The organism is Grimontia hollisae CIP 101886, assembly GCF_000176515.1.
In the GTDB taxonomy this organism is placed as follows: domain Bacteria; phylum Pseudomonadota; class Gammaproteobacteria; order Enterobacterales; family Vibrionaceae; genus Enterovibrio; species Enterovibrio hollisae.
In genome coordinates this window covers 252948-278174 of record NZ_ADAQ01000010.1, presented here as the reverse complement: position 1 = coordinate 278174, position 25227 = coordinate 252948, and the positions used below count along the sequence as shown (strand labels likewise).

The window sequence follows — 25227 nt, the reverse complement described above, 5'->3', positions numbered from 1 at the left end:
AGGAGGCGACAATGATCATAACCAATGTTCAATTGGTGCTGGAAGACGAAGTCATCAATGGCTCGTTAGACGTTGAGAACGGCATTATTTGCGCCATGTCCGATTCGCCCAGCCGTCAACCGGGCGCCATTGATGGCAATCAAGGTTGGCTGATGCCAGGCCTGATTGAGCTTCATACCGATAATTTGGAAAAGTATTTTACGCCACGCCCGAAAGTCAGCTGGCCGGCTTTCTCGGCAATGGCAGCGCACGATGCACAACTTATTGGTGCAGGTATCACAACAGTGCTGGATGCGATTGCCGTCGGAGATGTGCGTGATGGTGGCCACCGACAGGACAACCTCGACAAGATGATCAACACCATTGTTCAAAGTGGCGAGAAAGGCCTTAACCGCGCAGAGCACTTCATTCATATCCGCTGCGAATTGCCGCACGAAACCACTGTCGATCTGGCGAAACACTACCTTGACTTGGAACAAACCCACATGGTGTCGCTGATGGACCATTCTCCGGGTCAGCGCCAGTTCGTTAATCTCACCAAGTATTACGAATACTATCAGGGCAAATACAACCTCAACGATCAGGAAATGGCCGAGTTTGAGCAAAGTCAGCGTGAGAAATCGACACAGTGGTCTGATATAAACCGACGTGCTATTGCTGAGCTTTGCCACGACAGAAAGATTCCATTAGCAAGCCATGATGATGCCACTCGTGCCCATGTAGATGAATCCCGCGCATTGGGGCTGGTTCTGGCGGAATTTCCGACGACGGTTGAGGCGGCGCAGCGCTCCCATGAGCTTGGATTGAAAGTGATGATGGGCGCACCGAATGTGGTTCGCGGCGGTTCGCACTCGGGCAATGTGGCGGCTCATGAGCTGGCGTCGCTGGGTGTGCTGGATGCCTTGTCGTCTGACTACTTCCCGGGAAGTCTGATGGATGCAGTTTTTCGCCTCGCAGATGATGAGCGCAATGCCTTGGATCTCGCTGCGGCAACCTGTCTGGCAACCCGTAATCCTGCTTCTGCCCTGAACCTCGCGGATCGCGGCATCATCAAAGAGGGAATGCGTGCGGATCTGCTGCTGGTTAATCGTTACCACGACCAGCCTTATGTGCAGCAAGTCTGGCGTCAGGGCCACAGGGTGTTCTAAAGCGGGATCGGGAAAATGGCAAAGCTGTTTTATGTGCTGGGCGCTTCGGGGGCGGGGAAGGATTCGCTGATAGAGGCGGCTCGGGAACGTTTCTGCGACAGGTTAATGGTGGCGCACCGCTACATCACCCGGCCTGCATCGGCGGGCAGTGAGAACCATATCGCGCTGACAGACGCCGAGTTTGATCTGCGCATCAGGCAAGCGTTGTTTTCCATGCACTGGCGGGCAAACGGGCTTCGTTACGGCGTGGGACGTGAAGTAGAAAGCTGGTTGGCGTCGGGTATGGATGTGATGGTGAATGGCTCCCGGGCATATTTGCCTTTTGCGCAGGGATTGTTTGGGGAGCAACTGAACGTGGTGTGGATTTCCGTCAGCCCTGATGCGCTTAGAGAACGTCTCGAAGCGCGTGGAAGGGAAAGCATGGATGACATTGCCCAACGGTTAGAACGCGCCATTCACTATGATGCAGTGCGTCCGGCCAGCGCCATTCACTTTGATAACAGTGGAAAGCTTGAAGACACTGTCGCTCAGTTTGCTTGCCAGCTAGACCAAGCACTCTGCAAGGAAAACAGAGATAAGCAGAGATAAACAGGATGAGTAATCAATAGGTTGCCGTGATACTGTGGTCACTGATTCGCGGATAGATTTTAACGTTGGGTTTCTACCCAACTTTTTCTGCATGGAGGGGATGAATGCTAAGAGTGACCTTGTTGGGAACAGGGGCGGCAGGGGGCGTTCCCCTCTATGGATGTGAATGTGCTGCATGCCAAAGAGCCAGAAAACACACCGAATTTGAACGAAAACCTTGCTCAGCCATGGTGGAATGGGGCAATTGTAGTGATCGCGAAAGGTTATTGATTGATGCTGGCCTGATGGACTTGCATAAGCGTTTTCCGGCAGGTTCCTATTATGGCTTTCTGCTGACACACTTTCATGTCGACCATGTTCAGGGGCTTTTTCATTTAAGGTGGGGGAATCCTTCTCCCATTCCTGTCTGGTGCCCGGATGACGAGTTGGGGTGTGCCGATCTTCTTAAACATCCCGGCTGTCTGCAATTTTTGCCTGAGATGAACCACGGAGATGTGGTGAACATTAACGGTCTTCGCGTGACGCCCCTTCAACTTAAACACTCACGACCGACGGTTGGTTACCTGCTGGAATATGGACAAAAAAGCATCGCCTATCTCACCGATACGTATGGCCTGCCAGCGCAAACTTGCGATTTTCTGGCTTCCCAACCACAGCTGGATGCATTGATTATGGATTGCTCGTTTCCGCCAGACCATGAAGGCTCGAATCACGGTAACATTGAATCTGCCTATCAGATCTATGAAAACCTCCAACCGAAAGCGCTCATTATCACCCATATCGGTCATGAACTGGATTGCTGGCTGATGGAGAATAACGTGCAAACAGGGGTACTTGCGGGTTATGACGGCATGAAAATATGATACTGTTCTTAATACGCCGTTGAGCGGTGAAAGTGGTTGTTTGAATAATGATCAATTACTTTCTGTCACAGAAAGATGCCTCATGAATTATGAGGCATCTATATTGAACTGAGTATTTGTATTTAAAGTTTATTACTTAAACACACCAGAATTTTTACAACTTTATGTTATCTGGTGAATTTCAGTATTTTTTGCATCATTGGAGCACGATAAGAGTCTGCTTCTTGCACTAAAGAGTGCAAAGCACCTTCAACCATAACGCCTTCTGCTTTAGATCTTTCTATAAATTCACGGGTTTTTTCATTTTTTACCACACCATCTTTCCCTGCCATAAAGACTAAGATATCTATCTTTTCATCTTTTAATTTATCTGCATCTTTTAATGCAAGATGAGTGGCCTTTTGTGCCTCATGAACCCAGCTAACGGTAGGTGGCATTACCTTATGCTCATTTCTTACTTTTACGAGTTGATTGTATCTAGCTAATGATTGTGTGTAATCGTTACCATCGTAATAACTGCCTCTATTAGCAATATGTATAGTATCTAAGTTAACTCGATAATTAGTAAATGGCCACATTAGCATGTTAGTCATAGATTCGGCCGCGTCTAACACTTTATCAGCGACTTTAGCAGCCAAGAGGGATGTGTATGAGGCTTTAATTTCAAACAAAGGAGATATCAAAACCATTTGTTTAACCGCAGGATCCACTCTATATTCCTCACAATATCTGGTAGCCGTCGTTGCGCCAGTTGAATGAGCCACAAGAGAAACAGACTTGTGGCTAACATCAGTGATTAAATCTCTTTGTGCTATAATTGCACCTAATCCTTTAACTGTGTCTGAGAAATCTTCTAAATGTCCGGGGTGACCAACATCACCATTACCGGTATAACCTACAACAATTACATCTCTATTGGCTGCATTAAATTCTGAAACCATTTCCATGTAATTTTCCATCGGCTCTCCCCTTCCTGGAGATATAATAATAAGAGGATGATGCTCACCGCCGTTTGCTTTTATATAGTGATAGGCAGTCTGAACATTATCAACGGTAACTTCTCCACTTTTACCTGAATTCCATAGTTTTTGTGCTTGAGCATCTTTACCTCGAGCCACTCTAGATTGGTATCTTGCCTCGGTATTTATTTTACTAGCAAGATTTAGATCCAACACTTCTTCTTGAGTGAGTGCTTTTTTATCTATTTGGTTTATTAGTTCCCTTATCTTTTGATCATTTTCTTTACCGCCATTATTATTATTAAATAAAGCATCTTGTAACAACTTAGCCTTGAGCTTTGGGTCTGTCGTTGACTCTGCTTTGGTGAGTGAACATTTAGACAACTCTTTCCTGGCTTCCAATAATTCTTTCAATTCAGGACTATATGCATCAACATTGTTAGGAACTTTATCTAGGGCGTCTTTAATTTTTTGTCTTTCTTCTGAGCATAATAGCTTATTAATAGTTTCTTGTTTGAATGACTTTTTCTGACTTACACTTATTACTGGTAGGGTGTGATCACTTATTATTGGTAATGTGCTATAAAGTGATGTGGCTGTCGCTACTGGTGTTGTAATTGTTGCTGTTGCGAGTGAAGGCATTTTTTTGCACCAAGTGATGTTTAAACGAGCTTCAACAATACATTGATTTTAAAGGGGTTATATCATGAAAAAACATGATTTGAATTTCTGTGATAAGTTGCGAATGAGATAAAATATGAAAATTCATGTAAAAGGGTGAAGGTCAAGATTTCGAGAGCGTGTGGTGGTTGCTTTGGTTAGATTATTTGATTAGATCACAGGTTGTAGACTTTTTCTTAGTGGTAGAGCAATATAAAAAAATCATGTGAGTAAAATATCTATTTTCTCCTCTTATATTTGGCGGGAACAATTGTAGTGATTGATCTATATGCAGAAGAGGATTTGGTCAAAGATAAAGACTAAAGTAAAAACCTTTAAGTTAAGTTTAAATTTTTATTAAAAAATAAAAAGTGAACGGAGAGCAAATGCCATTATTCAGCAGTAAAACAGTTGGTAGTTACACTACAGCAGATATAAGTGCACCTGACCGTATAACGACATCCTCGTCCTCATTAGAATTGAAGAAAATAAAACACACAAGTGAGAAACCAAAAGTTAGCATGCCTGGTTATAGCTTAACCGCCACCCGGAAATTATCTCATAAAATAGAACTCCACAGGAAACAAGTACGACTCTCCAATGAAGATTTAAGCAGCATGACGTTTTTGGATGGAGGAGTGAATAAAGATAAAAACCTTGATAGCGGTGTGCTGTATGCAAAAACAAAAACAGGGCAGCAGGATTTTACCAAAGAGGAAGGACTAGAACTCTATTGTGAGGATAAGCCTGACTTGAAGAGTATTGTGTCTCTACAAACAAAAGAAGGCCTTCCTGAAGATCCAGTCCAGTCAGGAAAATATGCAACATTTGCGGTGTATAACAACGGTATAAAAACGAGCATGTTGTCTGATGTTTTATCATCAGGATTAAGCATAGAGCAATGTCAGTCATTAGCACGTCAGCTTGTGGATATTTTAAGAACACTCTATGTAAATAAAGTGTCGCATAATGATTTGCACAAAGAAAACATACTGGTTCTTCAAGAAAAAGACCAAAACACTATGTTAATGAAAATTATTGATTTTGGGCGTGCGCAGACTGATAAAGGATTCGAAAAAGTAAAATTTAAGGATATTGATTATGTGTTTTGTTGCAAAGGAAACTCTGCTCTAGAAACGGTTGCTCGAAATGTACTCGTTCCACCTCTGGCATCAATGCATTACAAGCCTGCTGTGGCAATTAAACAAAAACATAGGCCTTTACACAGCATTATCAAAACGTGTAGAAATACTAACACGAATATTGAAACCCCTCTTAACACTATAGGTATGCAACTAAAAGGGGCGCTAATGATGAACCCGGACAACGTAAGGGCCTTTGATGATGCCAAAGAGGCGGTCTGTCAGTTAATTTCTCAAGCTTTTGGAAACGTCGAACAATAAGAAAGGCATAGACTAAGAGGGTGCATAAGGCTTTGATGACACCTCAAGGTAAATGCCACGACATACGAAGGCTTAAAAAAGAAAACCCCGCTCTAAAGAAGCGGGGTTAGTCAAGCAACGTGAAGGGAGCCGATAGGCTCCCTGTTAATTTAGTTCGTTGCTGTGCGGTGAGTGACTGAATCAATCGACAGCGGATCGCGTTTCGGCTTCGGCAGTTTCAGCGCTTTCACTGCATCAATACCTTGTTTAGTAACACCGCCATCGTATTGTGGGGTATCAACACCTGGCAAGATATTGGCAACAACACCCGGGTTCCAGGCTTGGAAGAACTCTGTCAAATCTGTTTGTGCAGCGTAAGATGCACACAACATCAGTGAATCGCTCTTACCCAGTCCTGTATTGTAACACTTGTTATCACCTTTAAGTTTTATACCGTTTTCTGATTTATTCCGTGTGAGGCGGTGCATCAGTTTAAACAAGTTAAACCCGTTCATATCTGGACGATCAGATGCTGAATAGAACGCAGGGATCTCGTTTTCTGAATACCAGTCAGAGAGATTAAATTCAGTGTCTGCCCACTCTTTCAGCTGCGCAAACATCACCAGACGTTCACCCGCACCGCCAGCACCCCAGGCATGGCCGTTCTCTGTTTTGACAAAATCAGGCGCGATTCGAATATCATTTTCTACACGTGCCATGTAGCCAAGGTATTTTTGCTGCATGTAAAGTCCCACAAGGTTGTTGGCGACTTCCGTTGCACCTTCTACAGTGAATGGCGCTTCAGCAGCATTGTGGCCTACTTCGTGCCAAATCAGCCAATCGTTCAATGGTACGGTTGGGATGTTTTCACTGTTCGGGTTGAATGAACCATTCATCACCGGATAGCCGGAGTGGGCTGCACCAATACTGATTGCCACATCGTTGACAAAGGCATGACGGTTATTCGGTCTGTCTTTGTGTGTGAAAGACTTGTTCTTTGAGCCATCTTTGCCTTCGTCACGCGCATAGAACTCGTTCAAATCACTGGCGAAGGTATCAAGATCCTCTGCAAATTTCTGAATACCGCCTTCGATGTTTGAAGCCATCAGGTTGGCTTTCGGTGCCGAGTAAATAAAGGCGCCGGACACCACATCACCGATAGGGGCTGGAGAGCTGGCATCGTTAATCCACATCTCTTTTTTACTGTCGTACAAAGGTGCATCAACTGTGCCTGAAAACGTGATGTTGACGTTACTGCTACCACCGCCCTGAACATAAATCAGGCCACCATATGGAACGGTGAACGTTTCATGCTTATTTGCATCTACAGTGAAGCTCTTTTGCATGCGAGGCGGACGTTTTAGCGCCAGCTCATGTTTTTCACGGCCTGTCAGGTCGTCATGTAGGCCAACCGTCACCGTTACTGGTGAGGTGTTTCCAGAGACTGACACAGTGAAAGGTTGATGCGCGACTGCCCACTGGCCTGTTGCCTGACGGTTGCCTGCAAAGTAAGCGGCCGTATTGTTAGTCATATCCAGTGTTATCGATGCGCCACCTTTTTTGTTGCCGATTGGCTCACCCGGGAATTGACGAATATCGACTTTAACATCGTAATCCCAATATGAACGGCCCAGCATCAGACGGGTCAGCGGCTTCTCCATATAGTTAAGCGGATAGCTCGGGTTCATGTAACCAGCATACTCACCTTGCTCAGGTCCGTAGACCATGTTCAGGCTAACAAGCTGTGTGCCCAACTCTGCAGGACAGGTTGTGCCATTCGCGCCTTTATTCTTGGTGTAACAGTTCATAAACTCGGTAAAGCGCTTAAAGCCGAGTTCGTCTTCTTTATTCGACTCGTAGCGATAATCCAGATCGTTCCACAGCCACACAGACATATTGCTGTAGATACGGTTCAGATCAACGCTGCTTAGACGCTCACCTTCTTTACCTTTAGTGCGGAAATAGCGTTCATGTTGATACAAGCGCTCGATATTGGTACCGAGGTCGGCCGCTTTTATCATCGCTTTCGCTTCTTCACTGCCCAGATCGAGTTTGGTGTAGATAGGGCGGAACAAACCTCCGGGGGTCGCGATACCATTGCCCGGGCGGTACTCAAGACAGTTAATTTCGTAGTGATAATCAGGCAGCTTACACAGTTCATAAGTGCGTTTACCATCAACTTCAAATTTTGAAAGCAGATCATCAATGGCTTTACGCAGGCCTTTCGTATCAACAACAGGGTAGCCGTTGGCGTAATCCACCTTGCCGTGTTTGTCACGGACGAAGTAATCCTCTTCCCGGATATACGCTTTATGAGTCACCGACTCACCTTTGTCATTTAGCTCAGTATACTGAGCGACCTCCAGTTTCGGTTTGTCATCTGGTTTATTTTGTTCGATGTAATCCCACGTTACATTGCCGTCTTTGTCAATGTTATACGGTGGCTTAGGATCTTTTCCGTTACCGCCCTCAGCAGCAGGGTAGCGTTCGATAACATAGAAACCAAATTCGCGCTGTGCACGTATTCTGTCGATGTATCCGTAATTTGGACCGTTTCCATTTGGCACCACGGATTCACCCATGCCAAATGCAATGCCTGCGGCATCCAGCAGACGGCCGAGTTCACCTGCGTTATTGGTTCCGCGAACGGTTTCCATGACCAAAATACTGCCACCCTTGTTGACGTAGTCAATCAGGGCATTGACATCGTCTTGTGTCAGTTTTGGACGTGATGTGTTTGCTGTATGAGGTGGCAAATACGGGTCATGCGTCCAGCCGTTGTACTCAAATCCGTTCAGGATCAGCAGGGGATATTCGGTTGGGTTAACATCTGTGAAACTAGAAAGCTGGTGCGTTTCAACATTGAAGACATCATGAATTTTATATTCCATCTGATGCCCGAGTACTTGTCCACCACGGGAAAAGTACACATGCGGTATGTTGGTACCCACTTTTATCTTCTGGCTAGTGATGCCTTGGTTTGCATCCTGATTGGTCAGATAGCGAATCACGTTATGGAAAAAGTTCTCCATGTCTTTGCCATCTTTGCCATCAGTACATGCCGTTGTTCCGCCATTCCAGGAGTAGTTATCCGGGCACACAAGGATAGAGTTGTAACGGGCATTGCCCATTACCATCACTTTTCCTTTACCCAGTTCACCAATGCTGACAAAAGGCAAGCCAAAGGTCGCGGTATTTGCCCCAGCCAACTCTGGCTTCACCTTAGAGGGGGCTTCTGTGATATATGCCAGACCGCGTTCGTCATAGGCTTTGGGTTGGCCAAATGGGATCCAGTAGTTCTGGTCATTGCGAGCCATCATCACAGGGAAAGCGCGGTTTGAAATATTGACCGCAGCTTGTCCACGCGCGTCGCCCACACTGCCGTAGAAATTGGTTGCGTCAGCAAAGACATGGAATTTGTCGACGGGTTTCCAACCTTGGCTCGCGGCCTCATTGATACCCCACAGTTTATTGATGTCAGCCTGGATGTTTGAGATATCTGCCGATGCGGTATGTACAACCGGTTCTGAGAAGAAACGCGTTTGATCGGTTTTGCCACAAGAGTTGCCACAAATTGCCTGATCGATTTGGGCGGCAATACCACTCTTAAACTGGTTTTCAAATTCAGCAGGAACTGTTTGTGTTGTACCGTTACCCAAAGAAAGTTCGGTGTCTTTGTCGCTCAGTGACAATGAAATGGCTTCATTGATCACGTTCGGGTACTGGGCGAAAACATTCTCTACTTTATCAGTAATTGCCAGGCTGTCGTTTTCTTTCTCTGCATAACGTTTGACTAACGCTTCTGCATTGCGGCCACGTTGTTCCTCGCCAAGGTCAGTCAGGGTAAAGGCAGTTTTATTGCCCCGGAAGCTACCGAGTTCGAAGGTGTCGATACCAAAGGAAATGGTGTCACCCCAGACAAATTCGAATTCACCATTTTCATTGGTTTTCCCGCGGGAAGCACGGCTGAAATATGACAGCCCTTTAACAGGGATCCCGGCAGAATCAGTAATGACCGCTTTCGACAAAATGGTTTCGGTCGGTTTGTATTGATAGGCCTCTTCCGCGTTAGCGGCAACGAAATTGGCGTTGAGGTCTGTTGATGTGCCAGGTGTTACTTCTGGCTTAATATCAGGTACGTGTGTACTTGGCAGCTTATCCGTCAGGTTTTCTTCCGCAGGCTTACCTTCCAGCAGCTTGTCGAATTCTTCCTTAGACAGACTCAAGTCATTCTCATACATGGCCGAGAAAGCCAGTTTATCCTGTGTTCTCGACAACTGGATATCGATTTGATTGCCGTGAGCGGGGGCAACCGCTTTAAGCAGCGCAGTGGCGTTACGCAATTTCTCTGGCTGATCTTTGAATTCAACAGCATTAGCCAGCGTGAGTCGCTCACGTTCGGTTGTTTCACCGGTGAGCAAGGATGCATCGTTGTGTATGCTGTCAAATGATGCGAGCAGAGTGCTCTCGTAGTAACAGGTAATCGCCTCGTTAGCGGAAACTTCGAATTGGTTTGCGGGCGCGCCATTACATGTTACAGAAGGCCCAAACACGAGATTTCCATCAAGGGAGAATTCACCGGGAATCTTGTTATTGGGATTGCCCCCATTACCTCCCCCAGGGATCTCGGGTGTGCCTGTTTCAGGAAATACAAAATTTACATCTTCGTTGTTGCAGCCAGAAAGAGCAGCAACGATTAAAACGGAAAGGAGTTTCTTTCTAATCATTCATGTACTCTCAAGCCTTAAGGCATTAATCACTTAGCTTTCAAATAAAATGTGACTCGTAAAAAGGCGGCCTTTTTGTACAGAAAAATGCGGATAAATGCGAGAAATAATTGACATAAATCTCAAAAATTTTATAAACAATTGACTTTGTTTAAATTTCGAAGGTTTTATTTGACTTGTAATCAAGGGTGTCTCTGTCAATAAATGTAGTCAGGTTATTGGTAAGAATTTATCCGGTTTTGTCCAAAAAGAGGGAGTGTTGGCATTAATCAGGTTTGGTAATGATTTCTCAGGATTGTATTTAGGCTGAATTAACGTGCACATATCACTCTCTAACACGGTGGGATTTTGACGGTAGCAATGCAGAAACGAACGAAAGTGTAGACAGTTTTCTTCTCTAACTGACTGATAGAACAGTAAATGACTAGAAAGGAATGCAATGCTGTATATTTTGTTAAAAGTTTTTGTCTATAATTAACAAGCGTTGTTGGATGAAGAACCGGTGAGCGATGTGTGCATTAATGCGTTACCGATTAGGCTGAGCTATTAAAAAGGGATGTGATAATGCGGATACCGTTTATTATTAAGATCATGTTTCCAATCTTGCTGCTGATGGGTTTAATGGCAAGCCCTATTCTTTCTGCGTTTTAGCTTTTGCGGATACGATTTAAGTCATGGAAAAAACACAGCCACCGTTGCGGTGGCTGTGTTTTTTCATGCCGTTTCCAGCGAGTTTGGTTTGTCGAATGGCGAGATAGTTACGGCCAATTTGAAAGCTGCCGGGACGAAGTAGAAAGAAAGCAGGGTTGTCAGCAATGTGCCACCAGCAATCGCAATAGCAAATGGTGGCCAGAATCCGCCTCCCGCCAGAATCAGCGGCAGGAAGCCGCCCATGGTAGTAATAGTGGTAGAGGTAATGTGGCGGCCACAGCTGCTGACAGCGTCGATAATGGCTTCCCGATCGCCCGCTTTAGCTTCTGGGCTGGCTTTCAGTTCAGCAAGGATAACGATGGAAGCATTGATTGCCAGCCCTACTAAACCTAACAGGCCGATAATCACAGTAAACCCAAAGGGATAGCCGAACATCCAGACGGACAGCAAACCTAATCCCGCCGCCTGCATGCCGACCAGAAAAATAATTGCGCTCAGCCGGAAAGAATTGAACGACACAACTACCACGGCGATAAGCAAGGTGATCACGATAGTCAGGTTTGCCAGCAACTGGTTAACCGAATCATTCCGCTCAGCAGATTCGCCACCGAATTCGATACGATAACCCGGCGGCAGCTGCAAACCTGCCTTGTCGAGTTTGGCCGTGAACGCATCCAGCGCAGTTTGTGGCAATACGCCGGCAGTGATATAGCCTTCAATCACGTTAACACGCTCGCCATTACGGTGCGGAATAGCGCCTCGACTGGGCACTATACTCAGATCAGCAATCGCGGAAATTGGCAGATCTGCCTGTTCCTCACTGCCAGCAAGGGGCAGCCGAAGTTTATTCAGTTCATGGATACTGGTACGGGACGCATCATCAACCCGCACGCGAACCGGGATTGACTCCGTTTCCTCAAGCACACTGCCTTGGACAATGCCCGTCATGGACGCGTTCAGAAGCATGGCGACATCACTGAGCGACATACCGGTTAACTGGCTGGCTTCTTCGTTCACGTCTACCAGAATTTTCGGTGTGCCGGGCTGTAGGGTCTCTCGTGTATTAATGACATTGGGCGTAGAGGCCATCAGCAACCGGATATTTTCACTGATATCGCGAAGGCGGTCGAGATTCGGCCCGTACACACGTACCTCCAGTGGTGCATTGAATGGCGGCCCCTGTTCCAGTTTCCTGACCAGGATTTGTGCGTGGGGAAAGTGTCTGGACAGGGTGTCCTGCAATATTGGGATCAGGGCATTGGCGGTACGGAAATCCGTGGTTTTCACCATGGCCTGAGCGAAGTTTGGCGCACTGCGCTGGCGCCCCATCATGTTGTAGTAAAAAGACGGGAAGTTTTCCCCAATCACCCAGCCAACCTGTTCAATCCCTTCTTGCTGAATCATCATTGCTTCAATATCACGGGTTGTTGCCAGAGTAGATTGAATGCTGGCCTGCGGTGCCAGATATACCTGTATCTCAAACATGTCGCGGTCAGAAGGCGGGAAAAACTGCTCGGTTAACTGGCCTGCGGCCCAGAAGCCGGACACGGGCACCACCAATATAAGGGGAATGGCAAGCCAGGGTCGGCGGATTGTCCAGCGGATGGATGCCCGGAAAGCGCGGTTTACCCGGGGAAGTGTCAGGCCAGCCTGATACCAGTGCTTGTTTTCTTTACCTGAAGGTAGCCACCTGGCCGCAAAACCTGACACCAGAAAATGCGAGACAATATACGAACCGATCAAGGAGAAACTGACGGTGATCGCGATGGCGCCGACGAACTCGCCCGCTGGACCCGGCATCAGGAAAATGGGGGCGAAGGCCAGAATCGTCGTCAGTGTGGAACCCAGCAGGGGCAGCCAAAGGTGTTTGATGGCGTTTATTGCCGATTGCAGACGTTTTACGCCCAGTTGGCGGTAATGCTGGATGGTGTCGACCATGACGATAGCATTATCAACCATGATCCCAAGTGATACGATCAAGCCGGTGACAGACATCTGGTTTATCGGCATGCCGGTAAAACTCATCATTGCCAACGTAAAGGCTGACGCAATAGGCAGCGAGAGTGCCACCAAAACGGCTGATCGAAAGCCCAGCGTAATAAACAACACAATCAACACCAGACCAAAACCAAGAAGCAGGCTGTCTACGAGTTCAGCGAGCCGGGTGTCGGTATAGCCCGCTTGTTGGAAGATTGGCACAACGGTGATGTTTTCCGGTAAATCGGCGCGAAATGCATCCAGCAATTTGTCTGCCGAGGCTGTCCAATGATCGACACGGAATGTGTTCTGCATTCTGGCTGACACCAACACCACAGGTTGTCTGTCAATTAAGGCAATCTGTGTTTGTGGTAATGCCTGTGATCTTTCGACAGAGGCGATGTCTTCCAGCCTGACTAAAAAGCCATTGTCACCCATCGCCACCGGCACACGCTTTACACGGTCTACTGAATCCAGTTCACCGGAAACTTCTAACTGGAAGCGGTTTTTGTCGTTATGTAACTCCCCAGCGGCGCTTTTGGCATCCGCACCGGAAATCGCATTGGACAGAGAGAGGGCAGATTGACCGAGCACACTGGCAGAGGCAATATCCAGTGTGACGAGGATTTCTTCATCGGGAGCACCGTGGGTTTCTACAAACTCTGTGCCGGGAAGGTTGCGCCAACGCTTGGCGAGTTCTTCTGCATAACGACCCAGAATGAGGAGGTCAGCATCAGTATCGCCGCGCCATTGCAGCGCGGTAATGTAGGTAAAAGCGTTCGAATGGTCATTATCAAACGCGGGGGGCAAGGCGCCGGAAGGTAAACGGGGTGAGATGTCTCCCAGTTTGTCTCTCAGTTTCGACCAGACCGGTTCGGTGTCTGTCAGTTCATCATTCAGCTCGACGGTTATCACGGAAATACCCGGACGGGACTGGGATTCAATCAATTTGATCTCATCCAGTGCCTGGAGTGCGTTTTCCAGCTTTTCTGTGATCAGGGCTTCCACACGTTCTGCGCTGGCACCGGGGTAAGCTGTCGTAATGGTTCCCCAACGGTTTGTCAGGGCTGGGTCTTCGGCCCGGGGCAGGGTTGAAAGTGCGGAAAATCCCGACACCAGAAGCAGGACAGTAAACAGCACCAGAAGTCGGGTATTTGTGAGTAACTTCCCCATGAAATGCTACTCCGAAGACAGGTTTACAAACTGGCCGGAGACCACGCGGTGCACACCATCGATGATGACGTTATCCCCATCGGCAATGGCGCCTGACACATAGGCTTTTTTATCGTCAGCATAAAGAACCTGAACAGAACGGCGTGAAACAAAGTGCTGATCGTTATCTCCGGGCACGACAGCATAGACATTCCATGTGCCGCGCAATCCATCGGTTAACCCTGTCAGCGGCATCCAAAATCCTTCGTGGGGCGTGTCGAAGGCGAATTGGAGGTACGCAAGTTGACCATCAAGTGCGTTGGCATTTTCGGGCAAGAGATAGCGTAGAATGACAGTGCGGGAGCGCATGTCGAGAGAGGCACCGGGGTTTAGCAGTGAGGCATCATAGATGTCATTGCCCACACGTACTTTAGCCATTTTTTCATTGGCCAGGGACTGCAGATATCTGACAGGTACACCGATGTGCGCTTCTTTCAGTTTGTCGGCGAGCAGAGTCAGGGTCGGGGCACCGATGTTTACGACGTCGCCATGGGAAACAAAACGCTCACTGATTTTGCCCGCATAAGGCGCGTAAATAGTGGATTTTTCCTGACGCAGTTTATTGGAAGCCAGTGAGGCTTGAAGCTGGCGCACGTTGGCAAGCAGGGCATCGCGCTGACTGATCAGAGAGTCAGTTTCTGCATCGGCACTGAAGCCTTTTTTCTTTAACTGACGTTGGCGCTGGAGGTTTGTTTTCACCAGATCAAGTTGGGCATTCAGTTGTTCAAGCTGTGCTGCCAATTGCTGTGCTTCGGTATTTAACAGCTGGGTATCCAGTGTGATCAGTGGCTGGCCTTTTTCGACGGTATCGCCTACATCAACCAATAACGCATTCACTTTTCCGCCGAGTTCAAAGCCGAGCCTTGCACTCTGGCCAGCCTGAACAGTGCCAACATATTCGCGGTTAACCCGGTAACCGGGAGCGAGACCGACCGTTAACACATTGACAATAGGCAGTTTTTGCGGTTGCGTGTCTACGACTTCTTCGGTTTTGGTGTTACAGGCAGTCAGTAATGTGAGGCTTACAGCAACCGCAAACCATAGAATGCACTTTTGCATGGAAATTTTCTCGTTATCCATTTAGGATCAGAAAAGATTAGACTGGACTGTCTAGTCTATTTAGAATAAAAATAAATCAATCAAACTAGACTGTCCAGTTTGATTTGTGTTTTTTGTGTGCAATTGTCGATATGGGAACACTATGGCGTCACACCATTCACAGCGGAAAGCGCAGAAGCGCCAGCAAATTCTTTCAGCTGCCGTCGAGCTTTTTTCAAAGCAGGGCTATGGTATCTCTATGGATGCAATTGCACTGCATGCAAATGTGAGTAAACAAACGGTTTACGCCCACTTCAGTAGTAAAGATCAGTTGTTCGAAACCTGCATTATCGAGAAGTGTGTCTCTGCGGGGTTGGAGATGGATCTGGAACACGAATCACGTGATGCTCATGTTGTATTAAGAGAGTATGGTTGGTTGTTCCAAACCATGTTGCTGGGAGAAGAAGCCAAGAACACCTTTCAGAATACAGTCAGGCAATCTGATACCCATCCTGAAATTGCCCGAATTTTTCTTGAGCAAGGGCCTGTCCGCAACATTGAACGTGTGAGTAGCTACCTGAAGAAGTTGGTGGAAAAAGGTGATTTACCCTTGTGTGAAGACACCGTTGATGCGGCGATGCAATTGCTTTTGATGCTGCATGGCCGGGCGGTGTATTGGGCGATGCTGGGCTTTGATGCTGGCGAGGATGAGAAGACTCGCCGCAACTATGTGTATTCCTGTGTCGATCTGTTTCTGCGTGGTTATGGTTATCCGGCGGAAAGGCTCTAGGGTCTGACCCTAGTCGCTGACGGTCAGGGTTTTGTATTCATCAAATGCAAATTGATCAGTCATGCCGCTAATATAGTCCTGGAGTAAACGGCAGCGCAGGTAAAACTCCCACAACCCGGCGTTGTCAATGGCGGCGTCTTCTTTCAGGGCGACCTCATAGGCTGCCACATGTTTGCGGGAGAGCTTGTTAAACAGTCTGCGCTCGACCGGGTAACGTCGTCCTTTACCGCCTACAATTTCCTGGAAGGCTTCTTTGTCCATATCTAATAACGGGCGGTATTCATCGAGCAAACCGCCAATGATTTTGTACCCCTGAAGCTCAAGGTTTTCGACTTCAGGATCATTAAAAACATGATTGATAGCGACCTGCTTCAAAGCCTTAGCCAAGGCATGAAACTGGCTGCTATCTTCAATCAGTGCCCGGTTCAGTTTGCCGTGATAGACCGCTTCGAGGTTGTCGGTAAATTGTTTTGATGCATGTTTCACCAAAGGATGGACCATTTCGACACGCAGTTTAATAAAAAACTTATGCGTGGGGCTGATTTCGTCATTCAGTGCATGCCGGTAAACGTCATCCAGCAGGGAACCAAAACAAAGCTCTCCTTTAATAGGGCGGTTGTCAGGCTCCAGCTCGATAAACGTTTGTTTGAGATGTTGGGTCAGCGTTTCCAGCGAGAGGATCCGTTTTTCTACCGCATCTTCTAGATCTGCCAGACAGTAAGAAATATCGTCCGCGGCTTCCATGATGTAGCTGAGCGGGTGGCGACAGTATTTCTGGATGTCTAGCGTTTCCATCAGTGCGCAAACATAGCGGCTTTCGGTGATGTAATAGCCCACTTTTTTAGTGAGATAGGACTTGTCCTCAGGCACATCATCATGTTGTTCAGTGGCCGGTCGGGTGTATTTCAGCACAGCGGCTGACTGGCTGTAGGTGAGATTAAAGCGGTGCAGTGAATGTACTAGCCGGATCGCTTGGGCGTTCCCGTCAAAATGACAAAGTTCATGGATAATCGGGTTTATTGTCGATTCAGGCAACTGGCTTGCCAACTGTTTCATTGGTTCGAGTTGACTCAGGTTTTTTTTGAACCAACGGTTGATCGCGTCTTCACCGCAGTGCCCAAAAGGCGGGTTGCCCATGTCATGCATCAGGCAGGCGATTTCAACCAGAGACTCAATGGCGCGCTCTAACTCGCTAAGACCAAATGCCTCTTTGTCTTGGGGCGAAAGACGATCGTAGATGGAGTGAACGATAAAACGGCCCACCTGTTGGACTTCCATCGAATGAGTAAGCCGGCTGCGTACCGCAGAGTTTCGTTCCAGGGGAAAAACTTGCGTTTTTTGCTGGAGGCGCCGGATCGGGGCGGAGTTAATGATGCGCCCGCGATCGCTTTCCAGCGCCCGTTGTAAATCCGAACCGTAAGGGTGGGGGCGTGCGAGACTGACTTTCTTCCTGAAATCGATGTGTGACATGGGGTTTCCTACCGTCGAAGCGATGTTTTTCATAATCGATGCATTTTCATAACCTTAATGCTGTCACCTGTTGTTGTCGATAACCGGAATAGAGGTTTGCAGACAAAAATGCCGACGCTTACGGTGTCGGCATTTTTCAGGTTTTTCTGGTATTCAGGCGGTTTTGAACTGGGAAATGTTCGTCGAGAGGCTGTGCATTTTCTCCCTCAGTGATCTCAAATCAAGTTCAATAGACTGAGAGCCATCTCTCGATTCAAAAGAAATACCGACCAGCTGCTCGAGCTCACTCGATACACTGGAAACCGTCTGAGCCTGCTGGCGGGCTGCTTCTGCAATGTCCGCATTTTTGTTTGCCATGTCATCAATATTTTCACCCAGCTGCACCAAAGAGACCTTTGATGTATCAACAGCCTCCTGGGTTTGATAACTGACATCACGGCTTTGTTGCATATTGGAAAATGACGATTCCGTGTTTTTACGAATATCATCCAGCATACCGGCAATTTCCTCTGTGGACTGTTTGCTGCGTTGCGCCAGATTGCGAACTTCGTCAGCAACCACTGCAAACCCGCGTCCCATTTCTCCCGCCCGTGCGGCCTCTATGGCAGCGTTCAACGCAAGAAGATTCGTTTGCTCTGAAATGCCAGTAATGTTGTCGAGGATTTCTTTTACATTGGTGGTTTGTTTTTGCAGCTCTTCCATCATACGGAAAGTGGTGTCAATGCTGGCGATCAATTCACCGGTGGTACTTGAAGACCTCTCCCCTGATCCTACGGCTTGGTGAGTGAAATCCCGAGCTGCCTCCGTTGCATTTTCGACTTCTTGGGCGTATCGGGCGACTTCTTCACTGCTCTGTGACATTTCAGTCATCGCGGCAGCCAGTGTTTCACAGCGTGATGAGGTTTGACGGGCCATGTCCACATCTTTTTGAGCGATTTCCGCCAAACGCGCCAAGGCGTTGTCGGCATCCATAGCCAGCTTCGCCGCATCATTCAGCAGCTGACGCATATTCACGATGAATTTGTCTATGTGCTTTTCAATGACAGCAATTTCGTCGTTGCCGCCGTCATACGTGGATTGGACAAGGTCCTTATGTTCAACAATGCGCTTTAGGTTGTCTCCAAGCGTTTTCACCCGGGAATTGATGCTGGAAACACTGAGGTAGGAAAGGGCCACAATAAACAGCACGACCACCACCAGTGAAGTCACAACAACCGTATTTATTGTTGCTGCATTGTCTGCGTCAGTTTTCAGCTTCGCCTGAAGGACATCAATCATCTCGTTTTTGAGTTTGTTCAACGAGGCAATGCGCTGGGTGGCGAGAGGAAACCATTCTTGAGGAGAAGGCCCTTCCAGCGCGTTCAGGTTGCCTTTTTGCGATAAAAAGCGTTGCTCTATCCCTTTGATTTTTCTCCAGGCTGACATTCCTGCCAACGCCTCAAAATTGCTCGCATTCTGTCCTGAAAGAACCGACTGCACAGCAAAAGAGGAGTAATTAAATTCATCAATGTAATTTTGTACGCGCGCATACCCATCCAGGGTGGCACTTTTTCGTGCCCAGATACCATTCAGGGCTCCCCGTGATTGCCCGGCTTTTTCTTTCATGGTGATCAGTGAAAGCAGTGCATTGAGCTCTTGGGCAACACTGGGATCAGCAGCCTGGGAGGCGATAATCGATGCGGCGATGATGGCGTGTTTGTTTAGGTCTGAATAATAGTTGAATGGGGAATTTGCAGGTTTGAGAGTGTCAACCTGCTGTCTCATGGCTTGTTTGCCTTGCAATATCGAGATCACTTCTGCGGTGGCTTGGCGCCATAGGACTGTGTCAATGTGTTCAGGTGTAAACGCGGTGAGTTTCCGCTGAGCGTCGTCGGCGTTGTTACGTTGCGCCTTAAGTTTGTCATACATCCCTGCGTCACCTTTTGAGCCAAGAAAGCCTGCTGTTAATCCACGTTCTACAGCAAAATTATGGGCGACATTATCTAAAAGTCGGAAAGCTTCCATGGCTTCTTGGGTTTGTAGGCTGGCTTTTACCCCTTCTCGACTTGATATGACTTCTTGAATACCAAAAAGAATGACGAGCAGTAGAGGCAGACCTGATAACAAAATCAGCTTCTGGCTGATTTTTAAGTTTTTTATCACACTGAACATATTGATAGACCCCTGTAGACTTGCTGTCTAAAAGTGTAGAGGCGAGTGAAGGGTTAACAAGAAATCATTCATATATTTGTGGCTTATGTTGGCTATTTGTTGTGCGTTTAGAGACGTGGCCGTGTGTGCTACCGCTATGGGCTGGCTGCAGCGTAAACTTCATTCTGGACAGTTTGCCCAGCTCAAACGGGCGGCGTAATCCCTGACAGGTGTTGGGATTAGCGATAGATCCTTCCACCCACACGTACCGTTTCGGGGACGTCTTTGATGTTTGTCCCCCGAAGATAGAGGTCACCGCCAACCTTCAGGTCCGGTGGCAGTGCATCCAGCTGAGTGTTACCCAGATAGAGATTTCCCTGAACCGTTAACCTGCGGGGCAGTGACTTGATTGGGGTATCCACTAAGCTTAAATCGCCTTTTACCTGAAACCCTCCCGGTAGCACCATGACGTTTGAACCGGTGAGATTGATGTACCCGCCGACAGTAATATTGGGAAACCGGGTTAATGGTGTGTGCGACGCATTGACATAACTTTTCACTGAAAGCGTGTCCGGTAAGCGCGCTATCATGCTGCCTTCAATGTCCAAAAAACCTTTAACTTCAAGTGATTCTGGAAGTTCAGTGAAATGAGTGTTGTTTAATCGGATGTTACCGTAGTTATCGATATAGCCATGTAGTTTCAATGTGTCGACAAAATGCGGTGTTTTTTTGCCGAAAGCATAAACATTTTGAACAGAGATAGCGGAAAAAAACAGTAGAAAGAATAAGGATGTTAAACAGGCTTTTTTTCTTTTACGTTTAGTCTCGATAAGCATCAGGTTTTTTTCCTGCCGGTCAAACTCGCTGAATCCTGCATTTTCAGGTTGCTTGGGTATCAATCGTTATCACCGATTTCCAATACGTTGGATGATAGCGTAAAGAAACGGTAAGAGAGTGATATCTTTCTCTTATTGTTGTTTATGTCCAAAAGCGTCATCGAGCGCATTTAAGAGACGTTCTCCCTGTTTCCCTGTCAGTTCGATATAGCGCTCGCGAAGGGGGGATGCCAGTTTCTTAAAGGCGTTTTGCTGATTGCGGGTGAGCGTAATAAAGGTCATGTGGGGTTTGAATAACTTTATCTTTGTCAGCTGTGCTTTATTCAGGGCCATTTGTTGCTCAAAGATATAGCGGGTCAGCTCGTTAACGGTTTCACGAAGAAGGGATTTGTGCGCCGGTGATAACGATAAATACCACTGCTGATTGGCAATGACTGACGTGGTGAATTTATGCCCGCCAGGCCAAATCATGTAATCCGTCACTTCATAGAACTTCATTTCTTCAATCGAGAAAACGGGATTCGTTTGCCCATCTATAATCCTTGTCAGAAGTGCACCATAGACTTGGGAGTAGGGAAGAATTTGGGTATCTGCACCGTAAAGCCGGAATGATTCAATCAGTAGTGGTGAGTTCATCACCCGCATACGGAAACCTTTAAAATCATCTGGACTGACGACTTCCCAGTTGGTAGACCACACCATATCGCCTTCAAGGTAAAGCGTTATCAGGTGCAGACCCTGATCGCTAAGGGCATTGCCAATGACGTCATACACAACAGGATTACTGGCTATCACTGACTGATTGAGTGCGTCGTCGTGAGAGTATATATAGGGAATGTTAAAAACCTGCATTTCCGGCACTAGGTTGCCGATGATGCCGACAGAAGCATGAGTCAATTGCAGGGTGCCCAGCGCAGTCAGTGCCGTGAGATCTTCAGATTCGCCCAACATGCCGTAGGAATAAATGTCCACCAGGACGCTACCTTCTGACTTTTCCTCAATACGGCGTTTAAACTCCTGTGCATAAATATCCTGTACCGAACCTTCAATTTCTTCCAGACCAAAGCGCCAGACAATCGGTTCTTTCACGCTTTCGGCACAGACAGAAAATATGGTGAAGCAGACGGCGGCCAACATGGCGCATTTCAGCTGTCTGATCATCCCTCGCTTCTCCGCTGTGTTGAATGAATGTGAATCTGCTTGGAGGCCATATCGCGCTCACGGTAACTGAAGTACGTTTGGATATAAGTGTTTTTCAAACCAGCCGATTTATCCATGCAGTGATTGAGATTTTTGAACTAAAAAAGCCTGGTGATGGTGTCACCAGGCTTTTGCTTTATACATGCTTTATCTTAGAGGGCGGGGTTACAGTCTGCCGGCGTTGAATTATCCCGTGGCCATTTAGTTGTGCCGTCTTTAAGAGACAACTTGATAAACTCTAAACCCTTACTCATCGTGCGTGGCGGTAAGTCTTTCTCAAGCACATACATACCCATCTCTAACTTGCCTTTTGTACCATGTTGAACGGCTTGCTTTTTCGCCAAATCAGAGTATCTCAGGCCTAGCAGATCAAAATGCGGTGTCCAGTCATACCCGGTGTAATAACTTAACGTCACCAGCATAAAATCGTTTCCTGGCATGTGTTTCACTTCACCGGAGGTTGATTTGTATTCAAACAGCGGGAAGCCTAGTTGTTCGCGGTGTAGATCCCACGACTCTTTACTTCCTGCGTATTTATCAAATATACGTTGGTGGAGATACAAAGTGGTGAAGATATCGAACCCGTTTTTCAACGTAGTACCATCTCTCAACGTCATGCCATGGGCACGCAGGGCCATCTGGATATAAAACGCCATCCGTGGACTGTTATGAACCGCATAACCACCGTTTGCCCAAAGCGCTTCGTAGCGGCTTTCGCCTGCGTCTGCCACTTTACAGCCGGGGTATAGCACTACGCGCTTGCCCGATTTATCTTTTACCTGTGCCGCATCAGACATAAAGGCAAAGAACAAATCTTTGTGGTTCATATGTCCATCTTCAATCTTTGTCACTTGGCCGTCGCGGATATAGTGCTTACGCCACAGCGACACATACGGGAAGATGTTGTTTGAGTTCTCTCCCGCCCGGTTCTGATATGCGCTCCAGGTATTTTCACTGCCTGCTGGCACATAGTGCACATTAAGTTTCCCGGTTTGCAGGTTGTGGCCCAGCTCATGGTTATCCAACCAACCTGTCGGTGAAATTCTGTCACTGGAATCCCAGGGGTTGCCTGAGCACCCGACACCGCAATGTGCATTTTGGTCATAGTTGGCATGCTGGATAATCGCTCGAATATGTAATGACTCATCCACACAATCTTCACCCATCACGGATTTACAGGCGGCAACCACTTGCGGTGACAACGATTCATCGAGTGTTTTTCCCTGCACTTTAAAACCTGCGAGGTTATACACCGTTTCTAAATGGTCTTCCCTGATGCCAGTGAGCAATGCTGATGTTGACGCATATTCTTTGCCTATCGCGCCTTCAAAGCGGTCACGACGCAAGTGCTGCTCTGCTGAATCGGTACGCAAGTCAACATGTGGCAGTTCTGTTTCCAGTAAACGTTGTTCAAACTCTACACGTTGCTTTTCGTCAGAAAAATCCATGATGGTTGGATGCTTGGCAACGCCAGACGCTTCGATCTCGGTTGTCAGTGCTTCACCCGCGCCATTTTTGTAAAAGCTCAGGTAAATGGGTCCACCGTAAGGGGTTGAAAACGTTGCACTGCCGCCTGCCGGAATGGAGATGCGTTCGCTGAGCATTTCCAGCGGGCCACGGTATACATGTTGTTCATACGCACGGTTGGTGTTGTATCTGTGATAGTTCAGTTTCACTTTTACCTTATGGTTGCCGTTATCCAGACGCTTGAGCGTGATTGTTTGTCCCGGCAGTGCGTACCAACCGGTAGTCGTCCACTGGTTGGGGTACATCACACTGATGGTTTTGCGCTCCGTAACAGTCTCTGGATAGCGATAGTGCGCGTTAATCCCTTTTTTCAGATTAGACCTGTCGGTTATAAACTCGCCCAGATCCGGCTGGGCGCGGTTGTCTGCACGGCTATAGCTGATCACCCAGTCGGCAAACATCGCGCGATACCATTCCGCAACGTCTTTAATATCAATTGGATAGTCAATGGCTGCGCGATATTTATCGGCCAGCAGAAGTCCCAGTTTCAACAACAGGTGATTGTCCGTTTTAAACGGATCCAGATTTTGTTGGTCAGCGGCTTGTGCTGCCCATCGGAACCAGTCTGCGGCCGTTTTAAAGGCGTTGTTGAAAAGATCTGAATTACAGGTGATGAAGTTACTGCCACACGTTTTAAGCGCCTCAGCATCAAAGTGTTCCTGCTCGAAGGCCTCAAGTAACTGACTGATGCTGTTATACAGCGGCGTTTCCGTAATCAATACATCACGGGTGGCGTTGTTGAGGCGGTATTTGCCCCAATAGTTGGTGTCACCAAAGATCATCTGCTCTTGGTAGAATGCCTCCAGCATAGGCTGATCCGACGGGAACTTGGCATTATGTGACGTCATATATGGGATGTTATGTTGTTCCATATACTGAATAGCGTCACGGATGCCCGCATAGCCTTTCTTCTGGTAATCATCACCGCCGATCAACACCAAATCTGGCGATTGTGTTTGGATACAAGAGAGTAGATTGCTGTAATCACAGGCTTTGTGCTCATTCAGCACGTATTGACCAGGATAATTCTTCTCCAGCCACGCTTTAATTTTGGGGTAATGTTCAAAGTAAGGGTAGCTGTTAGGGATGTGTGAGGTCACGACAGACAGTGGCGTTTTCGAGCCTTCAATTTTGCGACCTGCCAGCCACTCGACCACGTTTTTGGCAAACTGGTTAAAGTCAGAACCCGCCGTGCCAGACTCCGCTAGAGCGAGAATGTTCGCGCCAGACACGATAGATCGATGTCCGTTTTTACCAATGCGGTACAAGGCCAGTACCTTGTCTGCCGGGTTTCCACTATGGTCTGTGTTAGCCCGGAGCAGTACGTCAGTGTTTTCGATATTTGCGAATTGAGGAAAGTGGATGGAGTCGTGGGTTGGGTCCCAGGTCAGGGTATTCACGCCTTTAAAAAATGCAGGCAGTTCAGTTCGACGTGATGTTTTGATGTTTTCAATCGTGGCATATGCCGTTTTCAACAAACTGCTTTCTGCTGCTAACGCGTGATCAGCATGTGCCAGAGCCTGTTCTACATCAGATATAAATGAAACAGAGATCGTGCAATCTTCAGTCAGCACACCTGTTGTGTATGTGTGACCATTGAGTGTGCCACCACACCCCTCAACCTTGTCGATATAGAATGCTGGATTAGGCGTAATACGGAACTCGACAGTCTCACCGTGTTTCACCATTGCTTCGGATGGAAAAATAACACCGTTTGAAGATGCAAGTACTGTGTTTACGCGATACGTCTGGGCATTTTCGGGTTTGTTTGTATTTACCCCAATCTCGTTATTGTCACCACAGCCCCATAATACAAATGAACTGGCGACTAATACTATTAACTTTTTCATTTTTCATTGTTAAACAATGTCTTACCTTATGAGTGGTTGTCTTTAACGTTATGTGTATTTTTTTGAGGATGATGAATATAGCGCGACGTGGATCTCAGTTCAATATGCGAAAAGCAATCAAGGCTGAGATGGCAAACGCAAGAGATGTGGATAACAAATACACACTGTTCCATCCCATTATTTTGGGGCGATGCCTGGACTGTTTTAAGTCACATTTGT

The 25227-nt window shown here is 47.3% G+C and carries 14 protein-coding genes; 5 read left to right on the top strand and 9 right to left on the bottom strand.

The window, feature by feature from the left end; genetic code table 11:
* Positions 1 to 11 precede the first annotated feature (11 nt).
* The 3 genes from phnM (at position 12) to phnP (ending at position 2599) form a co-directional block, all read left to right on the top strand.
* Positions 12 to 1148, top strand: a complete 1137-nt coding sequence (gene phnM / locus VHA_RS06030) for an alpha-D-ribose 1-methylphosphonate 5-triphosphate diphosphatase (protein ID WP_005502761.1) — start codon at positions 12 to 14, stop codon at positions 1146 to 1148.
* A gap of 15 nt (positions 1149 to 1163) precedes the next feature.
* Complete coding sequence (phnN, locus tag VHA_RS06025) at positions 1164 to 1736, top strand: ribose 1,5-bisphosphokinase (RefSeq protein ID WP_005502759.1); 573 nt, start codon at positions 1164 to 1166, stop codon at positions 1734 to 1736.
* 104 nt (positions 1737 to 1840) lie between these two features.
* Positions 1841 to 2599 carry a phosphonate metabolism protein PhnP gene (phnP, locus tag VHA_RS06020; protein ID WP_040528306.1) on the top strand — a complete coding sequence of 253 codons (759 nt, stop codon included), beginning with the start codon at positions 1841 to 1843 and terminating at the stop codon, positions 2597 to 2599.
* Positions 2600 to 2766: 167 nt separating this feature from the next.
* Here the strand turns inward: phnP and VHA_RS06015 are convergent, their stop codons facing one another.
* Positions 2767 to 4200, bottom strand: a complete 1434-nt coding sequence (locus VHA_RS06015; RefSeq protein ID WP_005502753.1) for an alpha/beta fold hydrolase — start codon at positions 4198 to 4200, stop codon at positions 2767 to 2769.
* 404 nt (positions 4201 to 4604) lie between these two features.
* On the opposite strand from VHA_RS06015, the gene VHA_RS06010 reads away from it, so the two are divergent.
* Positions 4605 to 5621, top strand: coding sequence for a protein kinase domain-containing protein (locus tag VHA_RS06010; RefSeq protein ID WP_005502751.1), 1017 nt, complete (start codon positions 4605 to 4607; stop codon positions 5619 to 5621).
* Positions 5622 to 5770: 149 nt separating this feature from the next.
* Here the strand turns inward: VHA_RS06010 and VHA_RS06005 are convergent, their stop codons facing one another.
* The 3 genes from VHA_RS06005 to VHA_RS05995 form a co-directional block, all read right to left on the bottom strand.
* Positions 5771 to 10327, bottom strand: a complete 4557-nt coding sequence (locus VHA_RS06005) for an SslE/AcfD family lipoprotein zinc metalloprotease (protein ID WP_040528304.1) — start codon at positions 10325 to 10327, stop codon at positions 5771 to 5773.
* A 714-nt stretch (positions 10328 to 11041) separates the two neighbouring features.
* Positions 11042 to 14128, bottom strand: a complete 3087-nt coding sequence (locus VHA_RS06000) for an efflux RND transporter permease subunit (RefSeq protein WP_005502748.1) — start codon at positions 14126 to 14128, stop codon at positions 11042 to 11044.
* Positions 14129 to 14134: 6 nt separating this feature from the next.
* Complete coding sequence (locus VHA_RS05995; RefSeq protein WP_040528302.1) at positions 14135 to 15226, bottom strand: efflux RND transporter periplasmic adaptor subunit; 1092 nt, start codon at positions 15224 to 15226, stop codon at positions 14135 to 14137.
* A 142-nt stretch (positions 15227 to 15368) separates the two neighbouring features.
* Between VHA_RS05995 and VHA_RS05990 the strand changes: the two genes are divergently transcribed.
* On the top strand, positions 15369 to 15995 hold the full coding sequence (locus tag VHA_RS05990; protein ID WP_005502746.1) for a TetR/AcrR family transcriptional regulator: 627 nt from the start codon (positions 15369 to 15371) through the stop codon (positions 15993 to 15995).
* A gap of 9 nt (positions 15996 to 16004) precedes the next feature.
* On the opposite strand, the gene dgt is transcribed toward VHA_RS05990, so the two are convergent.
* From dgt to VHA_RS05965, 5 genes are all read right to left on the bottom strand, one after another.
* Positions 16005 to 17465 carry a dGTPase gene (gene dgt / locus VHA_RS05985; protein ID WP_005502745.1) on the bottom strand — a complete coding sequence of 487 codons (1461 nt, stop codon included), beginning with the start codon at positions 17463 to 17465 and terminating at the stop codon, positions 16005 to 16007.
* A 153-nt stretch (positions 17466 to 17618) separates the two neighbouring features.
* The gene (locus tag VHA_RS05980) at positions 17619 to 19616 is read right to left on the bottom strand and encodes a methyl-accepting chemotaxis protein (RefSeq protein ID WP_005502743.1); all 1998 of its coding nucleotides are present in this window, start codon (positions 19614 to 19616) and stop codon (positions 17619 to 17621) included.
* 218 nt (positions 19617 to 19834) lie between these two features.
* Positions 19835 to 20185, bottom strand: a complete 351-nt coding sequence (locus VHA_RS05975) for a hypothetical protein (RefSeq protein WP_226926503.1) — start codon at positions 20183 to 20185, stop codon at positions 19835 to 19837.
* A gap of 378 nt (positions 20186 to 20563) precedes the next feature.
* Entirely contained in the window at positions 20564 to 21592 is a 1029-nt protein-coding gene (dctP, locus tag VHA_RS05970) for a TRAP transporter substrate-binding protein DctP (protein WP_005502738.1), read from the bottom strand.
* A 191-nt stretch (positions 21593 to 21783) separates the two neighbouring features.
* Positions 21784 to 25008 carry an ImpA family metalloprotease gene (locus VHA_RS05965; protein ID WP_040528301.1) on the bottom strand — a complete coding sequence of 1075 codons (3225 nt, stop codon included), beginning with the start codon at positions 25006 to 25008 and terminating at the stop codon, positions 21784 to 21786.
* Positions 25009 to 25227 lie beyond the last annotated feature (219 nt).